This window comes from Actinoplanes sp. KI2 (assembly GCF_025630775.1).
Classification (GTDB): domain Bacteria; phylum Actinomycetota; class Actinomycetes; order Mycobacteriales; family Micromonosporaceae; genus Actinoplanes.
In genome coordinates this window covers 66050-88477 of sequence record NZ_JAOSZE010000034.1, presented here as the reverse complement: position 1 = coordinate 88477, position 22428 = coordinate 66050, and the positions used below count along the sequence as shown (strand labels likewise).

Genomic DNA, 22428 nt, shown 5'->3' with positions numbered 1-22428 from the left:
AGGACGCTATGCGGATCCGTGACGACGATCTATGTAGCCTACGGGCCAGTCCTTGGTAGTGCAGGCACTACCGGCGACCGGTGTCCTCCAGGTAGCGCAGGACCGCGGTGACCCGCCGGTCCGCGCGATCGTCGGGCGACAGGTCAAGCTTGGCGAAGATGCTGCGGATGTGCTTGTGTACCGCGCCCTCGGTGACGAACATCCGCTCTGAGATGGCGGTGTTGCCCAGTCCCTCGGCCATCAGCGCGAGCACGTCGCGCTCCCGCGGGCTGAGCCGGCCCAGCGCGGCATCGGGGCGGCCGAGCGACAGCAATTGGGCGACCACCTCCGGGTCGATCGCCGTGCCACCGCCGACGACTCGATGCAGCGCACCGAGGAACTCCTCGACCCGGCCCACCCGTTCCTTGAGCAGATAGCCGAGCCGCCCGGCGCCGGCGGCCAACAGGTCGGTGGCGAACGCCTGCTCGACGTACGCGGAGAGCACCAGCACCGCCAGCTCGGGCCGGCGGCGCCGGGCCTCGACGGCCGCGACGATCCCCTCGTCGGTGTGCGTCGGCGGCATCCGGACGTCGACGATGGCCACGTCGGGCTGATGCTCGTCGACCGCGGCCAGGAACGCGTCCGGCGAATCGGTGGTCGCCACCACGTCGAGCGACTCGGCGCGCAACAACAGTGCCAGGCCCTCGCGCAGCAAGGGCTCATCCTCGGCAATCACGATCCGCATGGCAACTCCACCTCCATCGTCGTCGGCCCGCCGGCCGGGCTGCTCAGGTCGAGGCGCCCGTCGTGCGCCTCGACGCGCTGCCGGATCCCGGTGAGGCCGGAGCCGTGGCCCTCGTCCGCCCCGCCGTGCCCGTCGTCGTCGACCCGCAGCACCAGCCGGTCCCCGCGCCGGCGGACAGTGACGGCGACACTCGTGGCGCCGCTGTGTTTGGTCACGTTCGTCAGGGCTTCGGCCACCACGAAATAGGCGGTCGCCTCGACCGAGGCGGCACACCGCACCGCCACGTCCACGTCGATGCGGCAGGGCACCGTGCAGCCACCGGCGAGGCCGCCGAGCGCGCCGGCGAGACCGCGGTCGTCCAGGACCGGCGGAAGGATACCGCGGACGACCGTACGCAGGTCGGCCAGCGCACTCTCGGCGGCGTCCTGCGCGCGGCCGAGGATCTCCTCGGCGGTGGCCGGGTCCCGGGCCAGCGCGCGACGGGCCGCGCCGAGCAGGACACTCACCGTCACCAGGCGGTTCTGCGCGCCCTCGTGCAGCGACCGCTCGATGCGGCGCAATTCGGCGGCGTGCGCGTCGAGCGCCGCGGCCCGGGTCGAGGTCAGCTGCACCACCCGCAGCGCGAGGTCGGCGCCGGCGGCGGGCGCCAGCAGACGCCGGCCGGGCCACGCCTGCCACCGCGCCAGGCCAGGCCCGAGGACGACTGCCACCGCCAGCCAGCCCACGCCGAGCAGCCCGACGGCGAGCGCCTGGCCGAAGGTGTGCACCGGCCACAACGGCAGGCCCGGCCCGCCGGTGGCGAACGTCTCCGGCGGCGCCGCCCACCACCAGAGCGGAAATGTCGCGTCCTCCACCGCATAGATCGGCAGGGTGATGCCCAGCGCCCCCACGAGGACGCCGAACATCCCGTGCGTGGCCACCCAGCCGAGCTCGCGGCGGACGCCCGCGTCGCGGAGCGCGGCACGCCGGCCCTCCGGCAGAGGTTCCGGACCGATGATTTCGGGACCCCAGCGAGACAGGCGCGCCCGTTCCCGGTCGGCGATCGCACGTACCATGCGCAGCGCGGTCGGCATCAGCACCAGGCCCACGCCGACCAGGCAAGCCACTGACAGAGCGAGCAGCCAGATCAGGGCGGCCAGGGACAGCAGCGCCGTGCCGAGGCCGCCGACGAGATGGCCAAGAGTGTCCACCGAGGTGCGCACGCGGTCTGCCACATAGCGGCGGAAGCCGCCCGCGGTCTCGTCGCCTGCCATCCCGCCCGCCCGTCGCCTCCGGCCGTCATTTCCGTCCCGTGACGATAGAGCACAGCGAGGCCGGCGGCCGGGTCCCGGGCCGAAAGGTACAGCCTGCTGCGCCCCGATGTTCGTCGCGCCCTACCTCACGGCCCAGCACCATCTTCCGGGACGCCGGCCGGCCTCGGTACGGTTCACCACACCCGGATCGGTACGGCCAGCTGTACCTGCGGCCGGCAGCTACCGGGATGGGCCTTGGCAGCCGCCGAAAATAGCCTGCTCTCCATGACCATGACGAAGAAGTACCGCCATCTGGCTATCGGCCTGACCACCGCAGCCGTTCTCGCCGCGGGCGTCGGGGCCGCCAACGCCGGCGTCGCCACCAGCGCCTCCTCCCCCGGCTCCACGACTCTCGCGGCCGCCGGACAGGACGGCTGGGAGGGCATCACCCGAGAGCAGGTGCAGATCGACTTCGGCAAGGGCTGGGTGACCAAGGCCGAACTGACCTATCCGAGTGGCGCCACAGGTCATCTACCGCTGGTCGTCTTCCTGCATGGCAGCGGCCACAACGACATGAACCAGACGCTGCCGGACGGCAAGGGCTCGACCTTCGTTCCGCTCGCTCAGGCCGCCAGCCGGGAAGGCTTCGCGACCCTGCGTTTCAACAAGCGCGGAGTGACCGATATCGGTCCGGTGGAGAGCACCGACCCGGCCCAGCTGATGCCGAAGAACCCGTACCGCCAGATCCAGCTGGATGCCGCTTCGGTGGTCCGATTCGCCGCCAGATCGCCGAAGGTCGACCCGGCGAAGATCTTCCTGCTCGGGCACAGCGAAGGCACCAACGTGGCCGCCAACCTCGCCGCCGGCCCGAACCGGTTCGGCATTCCCAAGCCGGCCGGCGTGATCGAGATGGGCGTCGTCGGAATGCCGATCAAGGATCTGCTGACCTTCCAGATCTACGGCCGGCTCCTGACGCAGATGCACGACGAGTTCGACATCGACGGCAACGGTCAGCTGACCGCCACCGAAGCGACCAACGGGCTGATCGGCCAGCCGAAAGAGACCGCCGACCTGTTCCGCCCCGTCCTGCTGGACGGAAGGAAGGTGTCGGCCAGCACGGACCGGAACCACGACGGACAGATCGCGATCGACGCAGAGGCCGGCCCGGTGCTGCGCGAGGCCACCCACATCGACGAGTACCCGAACATCCCGGGCTTTGACCCCTACACCGTCGCGTACGCGAAAGACATCGCCCGCTACCCGACCGTGACGGAGGCGCTGCCCGAGTTCTCCGGCCCGACGCTGATGCTGAACGGCGAGAACGACCTGCAGACACCAGCTCGTGCCGCGATCGTGGCCGACGCCGCAGTAGGCGCGGCCGGCAACAAGAACCACCGGCTCGTCATCTACCCGGGCATGGCGCACACGATGAACATCACTCCGAAGTTCCAGCCGGAATATGGCGAACCCGACAAGCAGGTGATCGGCGAGATCCAGCGTTGGCTGAGGTCCCACCGCTGAAAACAGGGTGACCCCCGGACGACTACCGCACCCGGCTCCGCTGGCTCCGGTCAACTCTGGAGCAATTGCATCGTTCGGCCGTGGCCACCGCTTGTGGCGGATAGGGCGCGGCCGTGTTTGGCGTCGCCGAGAAGTGTTACGTGCGTTGGTCCGTCCAGCCCGCTCGGACGAGGATCTCTGTCGCGACGGCGATCGCGGTGCGGTCATTGGTGACCGTGAAGTGCTCAACGGGGGTCTTCGGTGTGCGCCTGTGCTCCTGCAACGCTCTGAGGTGCCGCTCGAGCTTCGCCCCCGTGTCTCGCTGACGCAGGCGGCTGCGCACGGTGTCATCGTCTGCGGTCAGCCCGACCAGCCGGACCTCACAGCCCGCGAGACTATCCGCATACAGCTTATGCAGGGACAAGCTGTCGATGGTCCCGGCGACCACAATGAACCGGGCGCCGGCGGCTCGGAAGTTCTCCCACAGCGCTGCCAGGTTCGCGCACTTGAGCTCGTCATAGAACCGAGCCCGTCCAGGTGGCGGTCCGAACTGAGCAAGCGCGTCGGCGTCGACCACGGCGTTGACGCAGCCGGCAGTCGTCAGGACGCTCCCGGCCGCTGCAGCCACGGTCGACTTCCCGACGCCGGCGACCCCGGTGAGAAGCAGAGCTCGATACACACATACTCCTAACCTCGTTCGCCACGGGCATGACGGGCCGTTGCCGCTCTTACGGATTCAACAGAAACCAGTAGCTGACCGTGGGACCCTGCTCGGCCAAACCGCCGCCCATCGAGTCGTACAGTGCCCGGGCAGCAGCGTTCGTCTCGCCGGTCGTCAGGAACATCTTGGTCGCACCGGATCGCGCGCCGGCTCGTATGAACGCGTCCAGAAGCGCCCGGCCAATACCCTGCCTGCGGTAAGCCTCCGCCACCTCCAGTTGATGAAGGTAGAGCATCGACGAGTCGTCCGGCCGGATCAGGTGGTAGCCCCAGCACCACCCGGAAATGTCTTGACCGCGGGAAGCGACGAACGCGATAGCACCGGGACTGCCCAGGTACGCTCCATCACCCGTCACCCCGCGGAAGGTGTACACAGCTCGTTCGAACAGCTCAACATCGGCCGGTAACAATCGAGTGATCACAGCTTATTTTGCCCGGGCAGACAAGATCCCCTGGCCTCCCACGCGCAGCACATCTGCCGTCCATCGCGCGTAACCCCAGCCCGGTCGTCAGGCTCCGTACGGCCCGCTTGAAGCTGCGTACGCACTTCGGTCGATGAGTGCGCACGTGATCATGATTGAGGTCGTTCGTACGATCGAGGCGTGGAACCGCAAGACGGCACTACGGAGACCCTGGCGCGGGTGCTTCGCGACATCGCCGCACGACCGGGTTGCCATGTGCTGCCCCCTCGCGGACCCGTCGCCGTGCCGGACACCGCCTTAATACCCGACGACCTGCGGCAGCTGTACCAACTGTGCGGCGGTGCCCTGTTATTCGAAGACAGCCCTTTTCCTCGTCGCGTGTGCGGCCCGGGCACCTTCGTGCCGGCAAGTCCACGGCTGCTGGGCGAGCAGGCCGCCCACCAGGTCGCGCGAGAGGAGCCCGGCGACCTCACCAACGGCTGCTACGTCATTGTCGATGGGGGCCGGGGAAGTTCCACCGAACCGCACGTGGTCATCGACCTGGCACCAGAGCGGGCGGGACGCTGCTATGCCGCTGCCTGGGACACCTATGGGCTCGTCGGTGAGATGCCAGTCGTCGCCACCAACGTCGCTGACCTGCTTCTGCTCCTTCTACGTGAGGGCGGCAGTGAAGCGATGCCCTCCACGACACACGACCGCGACGCCTACGACCTATAGGTCCCTGAATCCGGACAACTTCCCGCCCACCCTGATCTGCCGTGGTCAGGTCGGCAGGTACCGCTCGGCTCGACTCCAGCCTGCGAGGCTGGCTTCCTGTTGCCGGGCCGTGTCTCCGGCACCACTTCCGGCTGTGCCGCGACATGGACGACGATGCGATCCGACGGGTTCAAGCAGCACTCTTGGAGATCCTGCAATGCGCGCGTCGTGGCTGGCGCGCCCTTGGCCGCATCACCGGCCGAGGTGCACATTTGCCGCCGAGATCGCATGCTCCGCCCACGTCGTGCTCGTCGGCCAGCAATCGCGGTAGTAACTCAGTGGCTGAGCTCAGCGAGCTGGCTTGCGGCCAGGCGGAGCGGAAGCCCGAGCGTCAACAACGAGCTCAGTCGTGTGGCACCAGCATGTCGTTCTTCTCTGGGCCGGCCGAGAACCCGCCGTACACGCGGTTGGGGCCAGTGACGAGAGGACCCACACTGGCCTTGGTCAATGTGCGAACGGTCGTACCTTCGTCGAAGCCGTTCTGAACGCAACCGGCGTAGCGCATCGTGACCTCCGCGGTACCGGTCGCGGACCGCACCAGAAGCACGATGATCTGGTCGCCGTGCGCCACCTCCGGTGCGCAGTCCGCGGGGTTGTCCGGGCCTCCACCAACCGGTGCCGCGGCGATCTGTCGGATCTCGTCCGCGGCCGGCACGCCGTCCAAGCGCAGACTGGACAGCAGACGCGGCGAGGACGCCCAGGCGGAGGTGCCCCTCCGGCAGGGGGACTTGCAGACCGACGTCGGGATATTGCGAATAGTCGAGCCCGTTCACTTCCGGCATCGTCCCATAATGGCGCGGACCGCCGTCAAAGCCAGCAAGCCAACCAGAGGCTCGCCGTTCGGGCCACACCTACCCCTGTCATCGCGCACCGGTCGGCATGGCAGTGACCGTCCGTACACCTTGGCCGACAAGCGAGTGCGCGACTTTAGCCCAGATGAGTGCATCCCTGTTCCGTTCGGTCAGCGTCGTTGACGCCGCTGTTTGCGAATCTGCTCCAGTCGGGCCGCCGCCGTCTTGGCAGGCACACGGGCGAAGTCGAACGCCACACGCCCGTGCTGGAAGCAGGAAGCACGCACTTCACGGCCGTCGTCTCGTCGCACCCAAAGACCATCGGTGTCGAACCCGCACCGAGCCACCTGCGCCCAGGGCAGATGCACCGTATGGAACCAGTTGACCAGTACCAGTTCCTCCGGGCGGGCCTCGATGCGCAGTGCCAAGCTCCGCCCCACGCCCACTAAGCCAACGGTCGCCAATGCGAAGCTCACAGGCCACAGCCAGCCACCTCGGTCGGCACCTGCCCCGGCCGATATCAGGGATAACGCGAGCAGCGCCACCGTCGGCATCACGCGTTGCCAGAGCGGCGGGCGAAGGATGAACACCCCAACATGGTGCCTGGGCCGCAGGGCGAGGAGAGCTGCAACGCCGAGCACCGTTACGACGCGAACCTATGCCGACAGGGCCAGCTGTCCGGACTCTCCGCGATGTCGGCGCGTCGCAAGGGGCAGCTGCTTGCGTCCGCAGCATCGGAGATCTCAGGTCGTCGGCCGAAAATGCGCGACGTCGTACGGCCGGTGACCGACTGAGCAGGGGTTTCGGCAGCTGCGCTCCGAACTGAAGATGATCCCGGCACTGCCGGTGCCGACCTGCGACGCCAGGCGGACGACCTCGCCCGGCAGCTACGTGAGGTCGACACGCTGATCCAGCGAACCAACTGGGAGACCGACCTGTTCGATTGAAAGGCGCGGAGCAGGTAGCCGACGTGGAGGCGTGCACAGCCCCGAGAGCCGGCGGGTAAATCGGCTCCTTCCTTGGCGCGCCGAGGGGCAGGCGCAGGGGTTCGACTCCCTGGCATACATCGCATGCCCAGCACGGAGCACAAGTGACGGCGCACCGGGCACGGCACACTACCGGGTGCAGATCCACGACGGTGAGGGCGGGAATGGGGAACTCCGCAGCCCGTTGAAGCGAACAATCAGCAACACAGCGTTTACTTATCTGCCGAAGAGTGCGCCAGTGCTTCGGAGGAAGTCGTTCCGGCGCCACGACTATGCGTCGTGGAATGGGGCTGGTTCCGCAGGGATCCGTTTCGACATCAGGCAGAATTCGTTGCCTTCCGGATCCGCCAGGACCACCCACGAGCCGCCGCCGATGATGCTCGACCGTTTGGCGCCGAGATCAAGCAGCCGAGTGAGCTCCTCGCCCTGGTCGCGGTCCGTGGGGCAGACATCGAAGTGCAGACGGTTCTTCGTCGCCTTCGGCTCGCCGACGCGGATGAAGAGGATGTCCGGGCTTACCGTCGCCCCACGGATTGCCACACCGGTCTCGTCTCGCGCGAAAACGCGGTAGTTCAGAACCTCGCACCAAAAGGTGGCGAGGAGTTCCGGATCGATGCAGTCGATGATGATGTCGCCCACTCGGCTTGCCACGGGGCGTGAGCCTATCGGGATCACCAACCCAACCAGAACGAGATCACGGGCATGAACTGCCGCGATCCGCTCGGCATGCAGTGTGATAGCACGCAGGCCTTGGCGGGCGCGCGGATCTGCCGGTGACGTGAATGCCCCTCGACACGTCACGCGCTGGGTCGCTGGGGGCGCCTGGTGCTGCGGTGTTCCGCATGATCTGATCATGCGTCATGAGCATCCCGCAGTCGGTCGAAGCGTTGTGTGACGAGCTACGCCAAAGCGCAAAGGCGGCGGGCAGTCGCGTAGACCTGTGGGTACCCGACGAACTGTCGCTTGGCGGTGCCGCATTGCCTATGGACCCGGCCGGTGTTGCCATGGCCATCATCGGCGACACCGCGCTGTCGCTTGACCTCTGGCCGGACGGCTTCACCCAGGGAACGGGCGGGCGAACCTACCACTTCAACGTCGGCGACTCCTGACCATCCGGGACTGGTCCGCAGAGGCGGGCAGCGAGTTACCGCTTCTGCGACCGGTAGCGGCGGAGCAGCGCTGTGATCCTCGGGTAGTCACCGGCGCCGTTGAGTTCCTCGAGCAGCTCGTCCGGACACAGTTCGTACAGGTCGCCCCACCATCGGCGCGCCTTGTTGTCCCAGATCCGGTAGCCACCGGGAACGCCCCTGGCCACGTACCGTCGCCTACTCATCGCCGCGCAATGTAGCAAGGCTGTCGGCACGTGACGCGGCCACGACAAGTCCGCGGTCGGGCGGGGCTGAGATCACGATCTGCACGCCGCCGACCTTAACCTCCTGACGATCTTGTGCCTATGGGTTTGCCGACCGCATTTGGCTCACCATCGCTCATGTGGTTGTGCCCCGCTTCAGGGCGGCCGGGACGAGTGCCGGGCGGGGCAGCACGATGAAGCCGGCCATCGAGGCGAAGTCGCGTTCCGCCGCGCTCTCCCCGACGAACACGACGCGCTCGCACGGCCCGGCGAGCCCAGCCGCGGTGCGGAAGATCTCCGTGCTGTCCTTGCGGCCGAAGACCAGCAGCTCCGGCTCCAGGAAGATCAGCAGACCGGCGTCGTCAAGCGCGCGGCGCACCTCCGGCTCCGGGACCGGGCCGCGGTCGGAGAGGACCCCCATCCGCACGCCGAGGTCGCGCAATGCCGTCAGCGAGGCGATCACCTCGGGAAGCACGGCGAGCTCCAGGCGCGCGCCGCCGTCGAGCAGGCGCGCCCGAGCCAGGGTGTCGCCGATGTCGAAGAACACGATCGCGTCTGCCATGCCGCTCCTCCTCGCCTCACCGAGGAGCAGACCGCGCCCAGGCCATGACCGGTACGCCCGCGTCGGGCAGCAGACACCAGAACCACCCGATCATCGCCACGGCACTGCCCGTCCAAACGACAGCAGTGGCGGCGCCCGCCGGCAACGACCATGTCCTGTTTGACGTCGCGGTCCACGACCCGCAAGCCGTCACCAGCGTCGCCGTCCGACAGCTCCGCGAGGCCGATACCGACCTGCCCTCGGAGGTTGTCACCAAAGTTCCATCAGGGGATCCTTGCCTACGCGAACGGGAACATCGCGGCGGTCTGCGTCCGCGACACCCCGCTTCTGGCAGTAGCTGTTCCCCGCGTCATCGCGTTCACGCCGGCACCTGAAATCGAGTCCACTGACTTTCCTCGAGCATCCCGTGCCGGCGGCCGCATTGGCACAGGCGCCGGGATTCCTCGTGCTGACCGCCGAAGCCTTGAACGGTCCGATCGACATGGCAAGCTGGCCACACGTCAGCCCACCTGATCTGCGCTACCGGCGACCCCAGACGTGGCCGACATTGCGCTCGGCCGCCGGAGTTGTCGTACCCGCGAGGCATACTCGCCCGGAGTGTCAGTTCCGCGTCGAGCCGTGAGGATGGGTCGTGTCTCGAGGCAAAAAGGTCAGCCGGCAAACCCTCATCGGTGAGGCCGGCGTGGCGCTGATCCATACCCGGGTCACCGCGATGGGCTTCCTCTTCGAACCACACCGGCTCGATCATGGAATTGACGGGCGCATCGAGCTCGTCGATCCCGTCACCCAGGAGGCTCTCAACCTGACGCTGCTCGTGCAGAGCAAGGCCAGCACGCTGCCGTTCCCGGGCGAGACCGACACGTCCTTCCGCTACACCTGCCGCGAACGCGACCTCCACTACTGGCTGGGCGGCAACGCCACCGTCATCCTGGTCTTGTCGCACCCGGACGACGACGAGGCCTGGTGGGTCGACATCCAGGCCGCCTTCGCGGATCCGGCGCGACGGGCTTCCCGCACGGTCACGGTCGACAAGCGCCGTCAGGTGTTCGATGCCTCCGCTGCTGCCGAGCTCCTGCGCCGCGCGATGAAACCCCGCTATTGGTACGGCGCGGACGAAGGCCCCGGCCGTCCGATATCCGAGGCGGGGAGCCCGTTCGCCCTCGAGGTCCACAAGGCGATCACCCCGTTCGGCGACACCACCGGCCTACCCGAGCTGCCGCCGTACGTTCCCCGCCAGCACGACGCTGATCTCGAGAAAACAGTGCAGCAGGCGGCCGCCGGCGCCAGCGGAATCGCACTGCTGCTCGGCAACTCCTCGACGGGAAAGACCCGCTCGGCCTGGGAACAGGTCCACCGCCTGCCGAGCCATTGGCGGCTGTGGCACCCGGCGTCGCCCGACGAATTGGTCGAGCGATTACCGTCGGTCGGGGCGCATACCGTGCTGTGGCTGAACGAATTGCCCCGATACCTGTACACCGACGACATTCGCCGGGATGAAACGATCGCGGCCGGGTTGTCGGAAACACTCCGTAACCCCGATTGCGCACCCGTACTGATCCTGGGGACGCTCTGGCACGAGTACCGGTTGCGCCTGGCCCCGGCCGAGGTCGAGATCGGCAGCGACATCCGGCCGAACGCGCGGATCCTCATCACGGGCAAGCTGGTTCCCGTTCCGGAACCTTCGGTGTCGTCGAGTCGGGCCGGCTCGCCGAGGCCGCGGTCACCGACGCCCGCCTCGCCGAGGCCCTGGCCCGGGCCGAGGAAGGGCACATCACCCAGTACCTCGCCGGCGGCCCCGCGCAGATCCAGCGGTATCGAACGGCCGACCCGGTGGCCCGAGCCGTGCTGCACGCCGCGATGGACGCCCGCCGTCTCGGTTGGGGTGAAGTCTTGCCGGCGGGTTTCTTGGCCGCCGCGGCCCAGTCCTACCTGACCGACCTGCAACGCGCCACCCTGCCGATCGACTGGTTCGACCGTGCCCTCAAGGACTATCTACTTCCGCTGTGTCAGGGCGCCCGGGGACCGTTGTCGCGGGCCGGCGACGACTTCCGGCTCGCCGACTACTTGGAGCAGCACGGCAAGCGCACTCGCCAAGGCGAGCGCCCACCGGACGGATTTTGGGCGGCCGCATTGCACGACGACGTCGCCGGCTGGGATGCGGCGGCCATGGCCAGGGCGGCGTACCGGCGCGATCGGCGGGAGATCGCCCAGCGGTTGGCGTTGGAGGCGGCGGTCCGTGGTGACCGAGCGGGGGTGGCCACCTTCGCGGCGATGGTGGAAGAGGACGAGGGCCGCGACGAGGCATCGCCTTACCTCGAACTCGCGGCGGAGAACGGTGATACCCGGTCGCAGCTGGTTCTCGGTCACCGATGCGAGGACTCGGGCGACTACGACGCCGCCAAAGCCTGGTACTCCCTGGCGGATGACGGCACCAACCTGCACGCCCTCGTCGGCCTGGCGTCGGTGCACGCACGCCAAGGGCGGCACGAGCTCGCCGACGAGCTCTACCAGGCCGCCCTGGCCAACGGCGGGGCGCGAGAGGTGGAGTACCAGGCCCGCGACCTCGCCGAACGCGACGAACACGACGAAGCCCTCCAGCTCGCCGAGGAGTCGTTCCGGCACGGCAACCGGGAGGCGCTCACCGGCCTGGCGTGGCGGTACACCGGCCCCGACCTGCCACGCGCCTTCGCCGTGATGCGGCGCGCGATGGCACTCGGCTTCGACGATGCGATCACCGAGATGGTCATTCTCGCCACGACGGCCAACGACCCCGCGCTCGTCTCGAGGTACTGCGACCTCGCGGCCAAGTCGAGCCATCCCAATGCCCAGCGCGTGGCCGGGCATGTCCTCGCGCGATCCGGTCACGAGCGTCGAGGTGCAGCTTTGCTCTGGCGTGCCTTCAACGGCGGCCTGCACTGGTCACTGTTCGAGCTGGCAGAGCTCCGCGAGCGGCAGGGCCGCGTCCGCGCCTCTCGCCGACTCTACCGGCGGCTCACCGGCGTCGGGCAAGTCTTCGCACTGGTCAAGCTGGCCGCCTCGTACGAGCGGGCGGGTGACCAGACCACCGCCGAGCATCTGGCCGCAACTTACGCACGTCTGGAACACTTGGGCTGGAAGGACAGTGGATGGCACTGGGTCGCCGAGGCGCGATACCAACGTGGCGACCATGCTGGTGCGAAGAGACTGCTGGAACGGATCGCGTCCGCCGGCGACACCCACGCTCTGGTCACGATGGCCAAATGGGCCATCGAGACCGCCGATCGGCCGGAGGCCGAGGCGGCGGTGAATCGAGCCATCGACAGCGGGGCGCCCGGAGCGAAGAAGCTCCTGCTGCAACTGAGGCAATCTGGGTCAGAATAGGTCGAGCTGACCCTGTACCTGCCGACAAGTACGTCCGTGCTGGTCAGAGGGCATTCCGACACGCGAAGACGATCTCGGTGCGCTGGGGTCCGGTGTTCTGATTTCCATCGCCGCCGGTAACTCCGCGAGGATGGGTGGCCGGAAAACCACCGGCGAGGACGGCGGAGAGCAGGACGGCGAGCGTGGAGCGCATCAGACCTCCTCGATGCTTTGCGCGAGCAGGACCTCGCCGACGGCCGTGAGCAGTGCGGCCTCCAAGTCGAAAGCCTGCAGATGGGAGAGGCGGACGGAAAGGGGACGGTCCGCGGTGGCGATGTCCAGCACCTCGGTCTTGGTGCGGTATTCGATCCGGGCGCGGTCGAGCAGGCGGAACAGCAGCCCGTCCACGTCGTTGCGGCGCAGGCGAGGACGGGCGCCGACGCCGACCCGTAACGTCGCCGCGGCCGGCACGTCCGGGACGGTGACCGACGTCCGGGTGGCCGAGCGGAAGATCTCGGCCGGAACCACCTCGCCATCCACGAAGGCGACCGGATCGACGTCGGTGAGCGCCGGGAAGGTGACCGTCCACGTCCGGGCAGTCGGGGAGGAAGCCACGAATTCCCCGCGCTCCTGGTGGAAGCTCAACGACGCGGAGACCATGTCGAACGACCCGTCAGCCCCGGCGACGACCAACACCTCCAGATGTACGGGGTCGACCGGGTCGTTGCCGGGCACCGCCGCGCCGTCCAGTGGCACGATCGCCCCGGCGGCCGCGAGCACCGGGATGGTGGTCAGGTCACGGTGCAGGTAGAGGGTGCGCCCGCCGTCGTACACCAGGTCGGTGAGGATGTCGACCCAGACGCCGTCCGGCAGCCACGCCCGCACCCGGCCGAGACCGGTCGTCGCCGAGGCCGGCGAGGTGATCGCGGCGACCACCAGCTCAGTGCCGAACTGATACTGGCCGGGCACCTGGTAGGCCTGATCCTCGCCGGGCGCGCGGTAGTACATCGGCAGGATCAGCGGAAGGTCCCGCTGGCGATTCATGGCGTCCAGGTACGGCACGAGCCGGTGCCGCAGCCGCAGGAACGCCGTCATCACCTCGCGCACCGGGCCGGGGAAGGACGCCGGGTCCTTGTCGATGAACCGGTTGTTGCCTGCGTGCAGCCGCATGATCGGCGAGAAGACGCCGAACTGCACCCACCGGGTGGCCAGCTCGTCATCGCGTACGCCGAAGAAGTGCCCGCCGATGTCGTGGCTCCACCAGCCGTACCCGATGTTGGCGGCGGTCGCCGTGAAGAAGGGCTGGAACGCCAGCGACGCCCAGCTGATGACCGAGTCGCCGGAGAAGCCCACCGGATAGCGGTGACTGCCCGGACCGGCGTACCGGGAGAAGGTGATCTCACCGTTGTCGAGAAAGTGGAAGTGGTTGAGCATCCACAACGGGTCGATGCCGGTGATCCGCGAGTGCGGGCCGGACTGCCAGTCGAGCCACCAGAAATCGACGCCGTCCGCCTCCAGGCCGCGATGCAGCACCTCGAAGTAGGCGGTGAGGAAGGCCCGGTCGGTGACGTCGAAGGCGATCGGCTCGCCGGTCGACAGGTCGCGCCCGAGCGCGGCCGCCATCGCCGGGTAGGCGTCCTCGAACGGGCGCACACCGTCCGCCGGGTGCACGTTCAGCGTCACCCGCAGCCCTCGCTCGTGCACCTGTTTCAGAAAGGCGGCGGGCGCCGGGAAGAGGTCGCGATTCCAGGTGTAGCCGGTCCATCCGCTGCCGTGCGCGGGATCGACGTCGACCAGATGCCAGTCGATGTCCAGGACGCCGACCGAGAACGGGAGGCCGTCCGCGCGGAATCGGTCCAGCAGGGCGAGGTAGGAATCCGCGGTGTACCGGTGATAGCGGCTCCACCAGTTGCCGAGCGCCCAGCGCGGCACCACCGGCTGCGGGCCGGAGATCGCGTAGAGCGCCCGGAGCGCCTCGGTGTAGTCGTGACCGTAGGCGAACACGTACAGGTCGGTGCGGTGAATGTGGTCCGCGCTGACCCAGCCGTCGCCGTCGAACAGGAACGATCGCGAATCGTCGATCACGGCGAAGCCCGTACGGGAGACGACGCCCGGTTCGAGCGGGACCGGGCCGTCGGCGCCGTCGAGCGTGCGGGCGGTGCCGCCGAGGTCTTCCGGCTTCTCCCCGTAGCGCCACACCGAGTGGTAGTTGCTGATCCCGCCGCGCACCGCGATGCTCAGGCCGCTGGTGGTGAACGGGCCGCGGTCGTACGTGAGCCGGAAGCGCGACGTCACCACCTCGAGATGGCCGTCGGTCTCCAGCACCCGGAAGTCGGGCACCGGCAGATGACGGTTGACCGCGAAAGTGGACGCGCGGTCCTCGAACAGGCCGTACTCCAGACGCACCAGGCCGTCGGTGAGCACGGTGATCCGGTAGCGGTCGCCCTGGATCACGGCCGCGGGGTCGGCAGCGGGCCGCATCAGTCCTTCACCGAGCCCGCCGTGAGCCCGCCGACGATGTACCGCTGCAGATACAGGAAGAGCAGCACCACCGGCAGGGCCGTCATCAGCGCGCCGGCCGCGAACACGCCGAGGTTGTTCGACCGGTCCGACTCGATGATCCCGTACAGGCCGACGGCGAGGGTCTTCACCCGGGTGTCGGTGAGGAAGATCGAGGCGATCAGGAACTCGCCGACCACGCTGACGAAGGCGAGCAGGCCGGTGACGGCCAGGATCGGCCGGGCCAGCGGCAGGATGATCCGGAAGAAGACGGTGGCGTGGCCGGCGCCGTCCACGATGGCCGCCTCGTCGAGCTGCCGCGGCACGGTGTCGAGGTAACCCTTGATCAGCCAGACCTGGGCGAGCGCGCCGCCCATCAGCACCAGGCTGTAGCCGGCGAGGGTGTTCAGCCCCAGTCCCGGCACCGCCTCGCCGAGGTCGGTGAACATGGTGAACAGCGCCACCACCGCGAGAAACTGCGGGAACATCTGGACCAGCAGCAGGGAGAGCAGGCCGCCGCGGCGGCCACGAAAACGAAACCGGGAGAAAGCGTACGCGGCGAGCGCGCTGCAGAACACCTGAACCCCGGTCACCACGACGCAGACCACCATGGTGTTGAACAGCCAGCGCGGGAACGGGCGGCCGGGGTCGGCGAAGAGCGACCGGAAATGCACCAGGCTGAACTGGGTCGGGATGACGTCCGTCGATACCACGGTGCCCAGCGGATTGACCGCCGCCGAGACGACGTAGAGCACCGGGACGACCGCGAAGACGACGGCGAGCGCGCCGCCGGCGTGCCGCCAGCCGACCTCCCGCCACCAACGGAGATTCACGTCAGTACACCTCCTCGAGACCGCGGGTGGCCCGGAACTGCGCCGCCGCCAGCACGCCGGTGATGAGGAACAGCAGGGTGGCGATGGCGGAGGCGAACCCGAACTGCGCGCCGCCCGCCCCGAACGCGAGCCGCACGGTGTAGCTGATCAGGATGTCGGTCGCGCCGGCGTCGGGATTGTCCGGCGTGAACGGGCCGCCGTGGGTGAGCAGTTCGATCACGTTGTAGTTGTTGAAGTTGAACGCGAAGGACGCCACCAGAATGGGCGCGACGGCCACCAGCAGCAAGGGAAAGGTGATTTTCCGGAAGGCGGTGAACCCGCCGGCGCCGTCGATGGTCGCCGCCTCCCTGAGGTCGCCGGGAATCGCCTGCAGGGCGCCCGTGGCGACCAGGAACATGTACGGGAAACCGAGCCAGAGATTGAGCAGCAGCAGCGCCGCCTTCGCCCCGAACGGGTCGCCGAGCCAGTTCACGTTCAGGCCGGTCAGGTGGTTGATCAGGCCGAACTCCTGGTTGAAGAACCCGGACCAGACCAGAATGCTGATGAAACCCGGGATCGCGTAGGGCAGCAGCAGCACCGACCGGTAGAGCTTCTGCCCGCGTACTCGGGAATCGTTGAGCATGACGGCCAGGGCCAGCCCGACGGCGAAGGTCAGCACGACCGAGCCGGCCGCGAAGACCACCGTCCAGCCGAAGATCCGCAGGAAGCCGCCGAGGATCCGCGGATCGGTGAACGCCCGCCGGTAGTTCTCCAGTCCGACGTCCGCCCGCCACGATTGGTCGGAGAGGTGGGTCCCGTCGGCGTCGACGAAGAACTCCCGGTCGCCCTCTCGCCGCGGGGTGTAGCGCGTGCCGGTGCTCGTGTCGGAGATGGTGTCGGTGGCCTTGTCGTAGCGCAGCACCGCGCGCCCCTCGAACGCCTCGCGCAGGCCGCGCTGCCGGATGGCGCCACCGGCGGTCGGCACGGCGAATTCCCGCAGCCGCGGTGCCGCGGCGTTGACCTGGGACGGGGTCAGGATGGTGTAGCCGGGCACCGCGGTGACGAACCCGTCGGTGAGCGTCGCGTGCTCCAGCGGCTGCAGCCCTTCCGCGGTTCCCGACCAGGTGGCCGAGGTGGCCCGGTCGACCAGGAAGAAGGTGAACGGCCCGGCGGCCACGTCGCCCGTGGTGCCGATGGTCAGGCGGTACGTCGGTGAGTTCGGCGCCTGGACGACCGAGTTGCTCAGGATCCGCGCGACGGTCTCCGGTTTGGTGGTGCGGGTGCCGTCGCCGTAGTTGGTGGTGGACAGCCGCAGCGTGGCGAGCACCGGCGTGACGATGAACAGCAGGAGCAGCAGCGTGCCGGGCACCAGATACTTCGCCAGCACCGCGCGACCGGTGGCATAGGTGACCAGCAGGACCGCGACGACGACCCAGGCGACGGTCAGCACCACGTAATGCCCGCCGGCGACCAGGCCCGGGGTGAGCGCCGCGGCGGTGCCCACCCCCGTACCCAGGCAGAGTACCCGGACGACGAGCGCGATCACTGCGCCTTGACCGCGCTCTCGATGGTCTTCTGGGTCTGCTGCATGGTGGACGCCGGATCGGCCCCGCCGACGATCGCGGCGTATGCCTGCCCGAGTGGCGGCCACACGCCCTTCATGAACGGGAAGTCGGGCAGCAGGGTCGCGTTCTTGGCGCCGGCGGCGAGCTTGGCCATGTCGGCGTCCTTGGCGGACACCGCGGTCAGCGCGTCGGTGCGTACCGGTGGCCGGGGATCCTGCTCGTACATGGCGGTCATCGCGTCCGGGGTGTTCATCGTCTTGGTGACGAACTCCTCGGCGTACGCCGGGTTCTTCGCGTTCGACAGCAGCCAGAACGCCTGCACGCCGAGGAACGGCGCGGCCGGCTTGCCGCCCTGGAACGGCGGGACCGGCGTGATGTCGTACGGCACCCCGGACTTGCGGATGTCGGCGAGGGCCCACGGGCCCGAGATCAGATAGGCGGCGTTGCCCTCGGTGAACTGCGCGATCGCGTTCGAGCCGTCGATCGACCGGGACAGCACCTTCGCGCCCTTCTCGCCGAGCGCCCCGATCTTGCGGGCGGCCGCGACCGACTCCGGCGAGCCGACGCCGACCTTCGACGGGTCGTACTGGCCGTCGGGTTTGATGGCGAACAGCCAGCCGCCGGCCGAGGTGAAGAACGGGTGCATGTGGTACGCATCGCCGTCCTGCCCGACCGGCAGCGAGAGCGCCCGCTTCACGGTTCCCTTCTTGACCGCGGCCTGACCGGTGCTGACCAGTTCCTCGACCGTCGCCGGCGCCTTGGCCACGGCCTTGGTGTTGCGATAAAGGACCAAATTCTCCATCCCGTACGGCAGGGCCCAGACCTGCCCGTTGCGGCTCACCGAGTCGACCGCGCTCTTCTGGTACGCGGCGAGGTCGGCGGCGCCCAGCGGCAGGGGCTTGATCGTGCCGTTCTGCAGCGCCCCGCCGAGGAAGTCGTTGGGCAGCGTGAGGATGTCGGGGCCGTTGCCCGCGGCGTTCGCCGTGATCGCATTGGCGGCCAGGTCGGCGGCGATCACCTGCACGGCAACGGTGATGCCGTTGTCCCGCCCGAACTTCTCGGCGATCGGCCGGACGGCGCGGCTCGCCGCCTCGGACGTCCAGATGACCAGGTCGGCGTTCTGCCGGGCGGGCGCTCCGGACGCCGCGGCGGCGGGGGCCGCGGTCGTGCTCTGCGCGTTGGGAGCGTCGGGCCCGCCGCCGGAGCAGGCGGCGGCGGTGGCGAGGAGGGTTATCGCGGCCAGCGCGTGAGTCAGCTTCATGAGGACTCCTAGGTAGGCACGTAAGCGCTTACGCAAAGAGGGTGAGACACGGGCCCCTTGATGTCAATGGCTGGCGTCTATGCTTGGGAGCTGATGACGTAACCGCTTACTTGCCTTAGAGTGGGGCCCGTGGCGAAGCGATCGGTGGCGTTGAACATGGCGGACCTTGCCGAGCGCGCCGGCGTCTCGATCGCCACCGTGTCCCGGGCGCTGAGCGGCGCGCCCGGCGTCTCCGAGGACACCCGGCGCAAGATCAGAAGCTTGGCCGACGATCTCTCGTACGCGGTCTCCCCCGACGCCGCCCGGCTGGCCCGCGGCTCCAGCGGTCGCGTCGCGGTGGTGACGCCGGACGTGTCGCACTGGTTCTACGCGTCCATGCTGGACGGCATCGTGACCGGGCTGCGCGGCACCGACCTCGACGTGCTGCTCTACGAGGTCAAGCAGGAGCGGGAACGGCGGCGGTTCTTCGTCGAGCTGCCGGCCCGGCGGCAGGTGGACGCCCTGATCCTGGTGGCCCTGCCGATCAGCGACGAGGAGCGGCGGCGCCTCGACCTGATGGGCGTCACCGTCGTCATGGCCGGCGGGACGCTCGGCGACCACCCGCACGTCCGCATCGACGACGTCGATGCGGGCCGCCAGGCCACCGCCCAGTTGGTCCGAGCGGGCCACCACCGCATCGCGATGATCAACTCATCGGGCACCTGGAGCCTCGAGTACGCGGCGCCCAGCGCCCGGCTGCGCGGTTTCACGACCGTGCTCGAAGAGGCTGGCCTCGAGGTCCGCCCGGAGTACGTGGTGCACCGCCACTGGGGCAGCCACGGCGGCGTGGAGGGCATGAGCGAGCTGCTCAGCCTGGCTGAACCGCCGACCGCGGTGGTGGCGTTCTCCGACGAGGTGGCGTTCGGCGCACTGCGCACCCTGCGCCGCGCCGGGGTGGCGGTGCCGCACACGATCTCGATCGTCGGCATCGACGACCACGACCTGGCCGACATGTTCGACCTGACCACCGTCCGCCAGCCGGTCACGCAGCAGGGCCTGGTCGCCGGCCAGCTGGTCCGGCAGATCCTGCAGCAGGGCGAGCTCTCGTCGTCGCACGTGACCCTGCCGACCGAGGTCGTCGTCCGCGGCACGATCGGCCCCCCGGCCTGATACTGCAATCGGGTCGCGCCCACCACCGTCTACGGGAAGTAAGAGTCGAAAGCCAGTGCGACCACTCGGGTTGGTGTGGGCGTTGGAGCAGCTCCGGGCCCGGGACGCAGGGCGAGCCAGGTTGGCTGGGACGTCGGGGGAAACCTTGGGGCTTGCATTCGAAGCCTTGATCTATGCTGTGGATCATTTCGCGGGGGTAGATAGGCAGGTCATCGATGGTGCGGACGGATCTCGTCGTTCCTGCTCACTTGGTATCGGGTTTGCAGATGCCGTCGCTGTCAGTCACCACCGCCGGAACGGATGTGCAGTGGGTTGATCTTCCGGTGGGGCGATGGCCGTTCCTTCGGCGGTCGCGGCTGCGGCTCCCGCTGGATCCGCCTAGCGCACGGCTCGCCCGGCGCTACCTGCGCGTAGAACCCTGGATCTCGTTGACTCGGCTGGCCGCGCTCGTCGCCCTGACGACCGTCGACATCGTCGACAGTTCGGCGCCGACCTTCTGGAGTTGGATCGTTGTCTGGCTCGTTGTCATCGTGTCGTCGATCCCACGCGTCAATGGCGTACTGCCGCGACAGTCGCCGTACCGCACGGTGGCCGGTGATCTGCGTATACCGGGCATTCCGATCGAGGTCGCCAAGCAGTGGGTTGAGCAGAACCCTGGCGTAGTTCCCACCATTGCGCCGGATCCGCGACCGCGGTCCCGACGCTGGTACGCCACCTGGTCGGCGGTTCTGCTCATCTCGGCGATCGTGCTGTTCACGGTATTCGCCAACAACGGCCGGGAAGACTCCCTCCTGATTTGGGTCGGGGTGCTGTCGTTGTTCCTCCTCGGCGTCGCTATGGCGTTGAAGATGCTGCCGCGTGGCTACATCCGCATCGAAAACGGCGATTCCTGAAGCCGCCGGCGCTAGCCCAAATGGGCAATCACCACGCCGAGCGGAGCGACTGTGCAGTCGGCGAGCGTCGCGACTGGCGCAGAGCCCGCTTCGCAGTGCGAGCCGGCCGACGCCCGCTCCTACCTCAAACGCTGGCGCACCGCCGCGAAACGCAGCCGGATACCCGCCTTCCGCAACCTCATCCGCCGGATCGAGAAACACACCGACGCCATCGTCGCCGCGGTCGAACTCGGCCTCTCCAACTCCCGCCTCGAAGGCATCAACGCCAAGATCCGACTGATCCAGCGCCGCGGCTACGGCAATCTCGACGCCCTCACCGTGGCACCTGCACCTTCCCAGACCAAGGTGAGCAACGCGGTGGCGGGCCGGTGGGACTTCAACGGCCGCTCCGACTACGGCCCGTTCATCGCGGTGGGCATCCCGGCCGGCGGGCTTTCCGCGGCGCCGAGGGCAAGGAGACCGAGGCGCAGACCACAGTGTACGGCGGCACCGCGGGCGCGGCGTACGACGCGTGTTACCACCAGGCGTGCGACACAACGAACAACCTGAATCCCGCGGCCCTGGCCGAACTGTCCGACACCGCGGCCCACGCGGTCTACACCCCGGCCATGACCAGGACCGGCTTCTTCCCCGACGGCTCGCTGCGAGCGGCCGCCCGCCGGTCGGCGGCGAAGGCACCGCGCGCCACACCCCCGAACCGTTGAGGGGATCGGTACGCACGCGCGGAGCCCTGCTGGCCGCGATCGCCACCGCCGCCGCGCTGATCCTGACTCCGTCGCCGGCCCACGCCGACCCCGGGCGGGACGGTTCGGCGTGCCCGGAGGTACGCCTCACGGCCGACCTGCCCGCCCCACCCCTCGGCGCGACGGTCCGGCAGAGCGTCACGATCGGCGACGACTGCGCCGCCCACCTCGGCCCGGTCGAGGTGGTCCCGGCGGCCCGGACCGCCGCGCGCAGCCTCGCCGCCGGGGCGGCGCCGCGCACGTTCCACTCGTTCTCGCAGATGTACGACTGCTGCAACATCCTGATGACGGCGCTGTACTCGGACCACACCTGGAGCACCGGCGACGGTCTGGTCCAGGCGGCGGACTCCCGGGTGAGCACACACGTGAACCGGGAACCGTGGGACGCGGGCTGGACCGTGCGCGAGTCCACCGGGTCGGGGGGCTGCACCGGCGCCTGCCCCGCGGCCACGTTCACGGCGCACGCCGACTTCACCTACCGCGGCATCTTCGACGTCACGGGCACCTGGTACGCCAACACCCACGACTCCTCGGTCGTGCTCGCCGGGGACGGCACGGCGACCTGCCGGCACACCGTCGACCTGCGGCACACGTTCATCGGCTGGCACTGGGAGCACGGCTGCTCCTGAACCCCGTCCGGTCAGGGCCGACAGCGCCGTCGGCCCTGACCGGGCGCCGGTTTCGAATACGCTGCCCGGGCTCGGCGAGCCGTTCGGCTCACTGATCCTCGCCGTCGCCGGTCGTCGTCCGGGTACGCGGCTGGTCTGCCCGACGGTCCGGTGCCGGCGGACGTTCCGTGAGCGGGTTGCGGGGGGAAAGCCGAATCTTGAAGCGCGGGCGTCAGGAGCGGACGGGAAGGCTTCGATCTTGCGGTGATCCGCGCTGGAGAAGGGCCCCCGCGGCGGTGATCCGCCCGGACGGCCGGCGTGGTGTCGAGTGCCGGTCGGGCCCGGCGTGGCGGCGAGTGCGCGTCCGCGTGTCGGTCAGCGGTCGTGCCAGGCGAGCGCTTTCCTGCGCAGTCTGCGCGCGCGACAGCGTAAAAATCTTTAAAGCATCTATCTGTTAGACAACTTCACGATTAAGCTCATCGATCGCATCCCGCGGTGGCATCCCCGGCCATCGC

General features: G+C 68.8%; 23 protein-coding genes and 2 pseudogenes. 11 read left to right on the top strand and 14 right to left on the bottom strand.

What is annotated here, in order from left to right:
* Positions 1 to 67: 67 nt before the first annotated feature.
* Positions 68 to 724, bottom strand: coding sequence for a response regulator (locus ODJ79_RS32115; RefSeq protein ID WP_263027373.1), 657 nt, complete (start codon positions 722 to 724; stop codon positions 68 to 70).
* Positions 712 to 1977 (bottom strand): sensor histidine kinase, encoded by a 1266-nt coding sequence (locus ODJ79_RS32110; RefSeq protein WP_263027372.1) that lies wholly within the window; start codon positions 1975 to 1977, stop codon positions 712 to 714. Before ODJ79_RS32110 ends, ODJ79_RS32115 begins: the two co-directional genes overlap by 13 nt.
* A gap of 264 nt (positions 1978 to 2241) precedes the next feature.
* On the opposite strand from ODJ79_RS32110, the gene ODJ79_RS32105 reads away from it, so the two are divergent.
* Positions 2242 to 3477, top strand: a complete 1236-nt coding sequence (locus tag ODJ79_RS32105; RefSeq protein WP_263027371.1) for an alpha/beta hydrolase family protein — start codon at positions 2242 to 2244, stop codon at positions 3475 to 3477.
* Between the two features lie 136 nt (positions 3478 to 3613).
* Here ODJ79_RS32105 and ODJ79_RS32100 read toward each other — a convergent pair whose 3' ends face one another.
* Both ODJ79_RS32100 and ODJ79_RS32095 read right to left on the bottom strand, forming a co-directional pair.
* A complete protein-coding gene (locus ODJ79_RS32100; protein ID WP_263027370.1) occupies positions 3614 to 4135 on the bottom strand; it encodes an AAA family ATPase in 522 nt (173 codons plus the stop codon).
* 49 nt (positions 4136 to 4184) lie between these two features.
* A complete protein-coding gene (locus tag ODJ79_RS32095; protein WP_263027369.1) occupies positions 4185 to 4598 on the bottom strand; it encodes a GNAT family N-acetyltransferase in 414 nt (137 codons plus the stop codon).
* Positions 4599 to 4778: 180 nt separating this feature from the next.
* Here ODJ79_RS32095 and ODJ79_RS32090 point away from each other — a divergent pair, with 180 nt between their 5' ends.
* Positions 4779 to 5315, top strand: coding sequence for a hypothetical protein (locus ODJ79_RS32090; RefSeq protein WP_263027368.1), 537 nt, complete (start codon positions 4779 to 4781; stop codon positions 5313 to 5315).
* A gap of 382 nt (positions 5316 to 5697) precedes the next feature.
* Here the strand turns inward: ODJ79_RS32090 and ODJ79_RS32085 are convergent, their stop codons facing one another.
* Together ODJ79_RS32085 and ODJ79_RS32080 are read right to left on the bottom strand one after the other, a co-directional pair.
* Entirely contained in the window at positions 5698 to 6018 is a 321-nt protein-coding gene (locus ODJ79_RS32085) for a hypothetical protein (protein ID WP_263027367.1), read from the bottom strand.
* A gap of 297 nt (positions 6019 to 6315) precedes the next feature.
* On the bottom strand, positions 6316 to 6735 hold the full coding sequence (locus tag ODJ79_RS32080; RefSeq protein WP_263027366.1) for a PH domain-containing protein: 420 nt from the start codon (positions 6733 to 6735) through the stop codon (positions 6316 to 6318).
* A gap of 264 nt (positions 6736 to 6999) precedes the next feature.
* Between ODJ79_RS32080 and ODJ79_RS47255 the strand changes: the two genes are divergently transcribed.
* Positions 7000 to 7092 carry a hypothetical protein gene (locus ODJ79_RS47255; protein ID WP_411267390.1) on the top strand — a complete coding sequence of 31 codons (93 nt, stop codon included), beginning with the start codon at positions 7000 to 7002 and terminating at the stop codon, positions 7090 to 7092.
* Positions 7093 to 7401: 309 nt separating this feature from the next.
* Here ODJ79_RS47255 and ODJ79_RS32075 read toward each other — a convergent pair whose 3' ends face one another.
* Positions 7402 to 7782, bottom strand: coding sequence for a VOC family protein (locus ODJ79_RS32075; RefSeq protein ID WP_263027365.1), 381 nt, complete (start codon positions 7780 to 7782; stop codon positions 7402 to 7404).
* A gap of 209 nt (positions 7783 to 7991) precedes the next feature.
* Here ODJ79_RS32075 and ODJ79_RS32070 point away from each other — a divergent pair, with 209 nt between their 5' ends.
* A complete protein-coding gene (locus ODJ79_RS32070; RefSeq protein ID WP_263027364.1) occupies positions 7992 to 8240 on the top strand; it encodes a hypothetical protein in 249 nt (82 codons plus the stop codon).
* Between the two features lie 35 nt (positions 8241 to 8275).
* Here the strand turns inward: ODJ79_RS32070 and ODJ79_RS32065 are convergent, their stop codons facing one another.
* Both ODJ79_RS32065 and ODJ79_RS32060 read right to left on the bottom strand, forming a co-directional pair.
* A complete protein-coding gene (locus ODJ79_RS32065; protein ID WP_263027363.1) occupies positions 8276 to 8464 on the bottom strand; it encodes a hypothetical protein in 189 nt (62 codons plus the stop codon).
* A 154-nt stretch (positions 8465 to 8618) separates the two neighbouring features.
* On the bottom strand, positions 8619 to 9044 hold the full coding sequence (locus tag ODJ79_RS32060) for a hypothetical protein (RefSeq protein WP_263027362.1): 426 nt from the start codon (positions 9042 to 9044) through the stop codon (positions 8619 to 8621).
* A gap of 682 nt (positions 9045 to 9726) precedes the next feature.
* Here ODJ79_RS32060 and ODJ79_RS32055 point away from each other — a divergent pair.
* Positions 9727 to 10977 (top strand): DUF4365 domain-containing protein, encoded by a 1251-nt coding sequence (locus ODJ79_RS32055; protein WP_263027361.1) that lies wholly within the window; start codon positions 9727 to 9729, stop codon positions 10975 to 10977.
* Positions 10935 to 12404, top strand: coding sequence for a hypothetical protein (locus ODJ79_RS32050; protein WP_263027360.1), 1470 nt, complete (start codon positions 10935 to 10937; stop codon positions 12402 to 12404). The genes ODJ79_RS32055 and ODJ79_RS32050 overlap by 43 nt, the downstream gene beginning before the upstream one ends.
* 43 nt (positions 12405 to 12447) lie before the next feature.
* Here the strand turns inward: ODJ79_RS32050 and ODJ79_RS32045 are convergent, their stop codons facing one another.
* From ODJ79_RS32045 to ODJ79_RS32025, 5 genes are read right to left on the bottom strand one after another with little or no spacing between them, the layout of a single operon-like run.
* Positions 12448 to 12597 carry a hypothetical protein gene (locus ODJ79_RS32045; RefSeq protein WP_263027359.1) on the bottom strand — a complete coding sequence of 50 codons (150 nt, stop codon included), beginning with the start codon at positions 12595 to 12597 and terminating at the stop codon, positions 12448 to 12450.
* Complete coding sequence (locus ODJ79_RS32040) at positions 12597 to 14864, bottom strand: glycoside hydrolase family 31 protein (RefSeq protein WP_263027358.1); 2268 nt, start codon at positions 14862 to 14864, stop codon at positions 12597 to 12599. Before ODJ79_RS32040 ends, ODJ79_RS32045 begins: the two co-directional genes overlap by 1 nt.
* Positions 14864 to 15715: a sugar ABC transporter permease gene (locus ODJ79_RS32035; RefSeq protein ID WP_263027357.1), complete on the bottom strand. Its 852-nt coding sequence runs from the start codon at positions 15713 to 15715 to the stop codon at positions 14864 to 14866. Before ODJ79_RS32035 ends, ODJ79_RS32040 begins: the two co-directional genes overlap by 1 nt.
* 1 nt (position 15716) lies before the next feature.
* A complete protein-coding gene (locus ODJ79_RS32030) occupies positions 15717 to 17240 on the bottom strand; it encodes an ABC transporter permease subunit (RefSeq protein ID WP_263027356.1) in 1524 nt (507 codons plus the stop codon).
* Positions 17237 to 18520 carry an extracellular solute-binding protein gene (locus ODJ79_RS32025; RefSeq protein ID WP_263027355.1) on the bottom strand — a complete coding sequence of 428 codons (1284 nt, stop codon included), beginning with the start codon at positions 18518 to 18520 and terminating at the stop codon, positions 17237 to 17239. The genes ODJ79_RS32030 and ODJ79_RS32025 overlap by 4 nt, the downstream gene beginning before the upstream one ends.
* A gap of 129 nt (positions 18521 to 18649) precedes the next feature.
* On the opposite strand from ODJ79_RS32025, the gene ODJ79_RS32020 reads away from it, so the two are divergent.
* The 5 genes and pseudogenes from ODJ79_RS32020 (at position 18650) to ODJ79_RS32000 (ending at position 21934) form a co-directional block, all read left to right on the top strand.
* Complete coding sequence (locus ODJ79_RS32020; RefSeq protein ID WP_263027354.1) at positions 18650 to 19669, top strand: LacI family DNA-binding transcriptional regulator; 1020 nt, start codon at positions 18650 to 18652, stop codon at positions 19667 to 19669.
* Positions 19670 to 19884: 215 nt separating this feature from the next.
* Positions 19885 to 20562, top strand: coding sequence for a hypothetical protein (locus ODJ79_RS32015; protein WP_263027353.1), 678 nt, complete (start codon positions 19885 to 19887; stop codon positions 20560 to 20562).
* A 51-nt stretch (positions 20563 to 20613) separates the two neighbouring features.
* Positions 20614 to 20850: pseudogene (locus ODJ79_RS32010) on the top strand (transposase); the annotation flags it as partial.
* Positions 20851 to 20934: 84 nt separating this feature from the next.
* Positions 20935 to 21266, top strand: a pseudogene (locus ODJ79_RS32005) (M28 family peptidase); the annotation flags it as partial.
* Positions 21263 to 21934 (top strand): hypothetical protein, encoded by a 672-nt coding sequence (locus ODJ79_RS32000; protein ID WP_263027352.1) that lies wholly within the window; start codon positions 21263 to 21265, stop codon positions 21932 to 21934. The pseudogene ODJ79_RS32005 and the gene ODJ79_RS32000, both read left to right, overlap by 4 nt.
* Positions 21935 to 22428: the final 494 nt, after the last annotated feature.